This window comes from Barnesiella sp. CU968 (assembly GCF_905219685.1).
In the GTDB taxonomy this organism is placed as follows: Bacteria; Bacteroidota; Bacteroidia; order Bacteroidales; family Muribaculaceae; genus Lepagella; species Lepagella muris_A.
The window spans coordinates 1-1,820 of record NZ_CAJMXD010000495.1; the positions used below are offsets into that span (position 1 = coordinate 1).

Sequence of the window (1,820 nt, forward strand, 5' to 3'; positions counted from 1 at the left end):
CCAAAAGGTTTAATATTGAGAATATAGGGAGACTTTGGTTTGATTTGCTGTCTTGTCAAAATGTTGATAAGTGAACCACTTGTTTAATAACTTCTTAGAAATTGTTTTGAGATGACAATACTGCATTATGTCATAGGTTTGCCTCCCCAGAGACATGGTGGTAGTGTGCAATATGCGTACGACTTGATGATGGAGCAGTCTAAAAGCGTAGATGTAGTTGCCTTAACTTGTGGAGATACTTTATTTCGCACCAATAAATGTAAAATCAGAAAGAAGGGGAAACAAGGCAATGTGGACGTATATTCCCTTACCAATCCATTGACACCTACATTGATATATGGTATTAAGAATCCATCAAATCAGTACAGGGATGTAAACATTGATTATGGAAACATCCGTGACTTCATTCTGGATAATAAAATCGATGTCATGCATTTACATACCCTTATGGGTATTCATAAAGATATTGTCGGATTCATAAAGAGTCTTGGAGTTAAAATAATATATACCACCCATGATTTCCACGGATTGTGCCCTCGTTATAATTTTATTGATAACAATGGGCAGTTATGCTGTGAAATAAATGATGAGAAATGTGCTGCATGTAATGTCAATGAACCCTCTGACCTATTCTTGAGATTGGCAAATTCTTCATTGTTTCATATTTTAAAGAGAGTGACTGGATCTCGGATTTATAAAAAACCGAGGTCTATATCTCGTTTGTCTGTAATATCGTCAAATATATCTGACCATAAGATAGATAAATCTATTATAAACGATTATCGTCATTTGTTGGAATATTATCAAAGTTATTTTAAACTTGTTGATAAATTTCATTTTAACAGTTCCCAAACAAAAGATGTATTCAAGCGGTTTATACCAGAGGCTTCCGGTGAGACCATACCGGTAATAACAAAAGGAATAAATGATAAAAGACACTTTCTTTCACCAAGAAAAGACATTAAATTCGGTTTTATTGGAAATCTTAACAAATATAAAGGTTTTCCTATTCTGAAAAAAGTCGCTACAGAACTTTATGATGAGGGAATAAGAAACTTCAAGGTTATTGTTTACGGCGGTACGTCATCAGGTATTGATTCTGATTGTAGTACGATAGAATACATGCCGCCATATGATTATTCTATAATATCGGATATATTGTATGGTCTTGATTGTATTGTTGTTCCTTCAGTGTGGTATGAAACTTTCAGTTTGGTGACTCTTGAAGCTTTATCACACGGTATTCCGGCTATTGTGTCTGATCATGTAGGTGCCAAGGATATTGTTGCTTCGTATAAATCGGACTGTATCTTCCATTCTACATCAGAATTGAAGCAACTTATGAAAATGTACATTACCGATCCGCATAAACTTATCGAGTATAATCAGGAAATAATGATATCTGATTGGAATTTCTCTCTTGCATCTCATGCTGAAATAATTTTGGATTTATATAAATAAAGCTAAATGCGTTTTCGTGTTTAATCGGATCGCTTGCAAAATTAAAAATAGACATTGTTAAGGATAATATGAACGAAAAGTATCTGATTCCTAAGCCGCCATATAATATAAAGCGTATCTGGTCAAAAATATGTATGGTTGTTTCAAGACAATCTTTGGTAATGCCGTCATTTCGCAGGAGAATGCTGAAACTTGGTGGGGTTAAAATCAATGGGAAGTGTTTCATCGGATCCAATGTGCAGTTTGATGGAATGTTTCCCAATCTTATTGAGATTGGTTCCGGTCACTAGTGTCTCTTAAAAAGTGTTAATCAAATTCGAGGTCAAGAGTTGGATGGCAATTTGCTATTTGTGCTGGCT

1 protein-coding gene is annotated in these 1,820 nt (G+C 34.6%); it reads left to right on the top strand.

What is annotated here, in order from left to right; genetic code table 11:
• Window positions 1-111 precede the first annotated feature (111 nt).
• Window positions 112-1,461: a glycosyltransferase gene (locus tag JX312_RS13050; RefSeq protein ID WP_204458357.1), complete on the top strand. Its 1,350-nt coding sequence runs from the start codon at window positions 112-114 to the stop codon at window positions 1,459-1,461.
• The last annotated feature ends 359 nt before the right edge of the window (window positions 1,462-1,820 follow it).

What these genes read in the sequence shown, in the direction of transcription:
- JX312_RS13050 (WP_204458357.1), top strand. Translation starts at nt 112, where the DNA reads ATGACAATACTGCATTATGTCATAGGTTTGCCTCCCCAGAGACATGGT.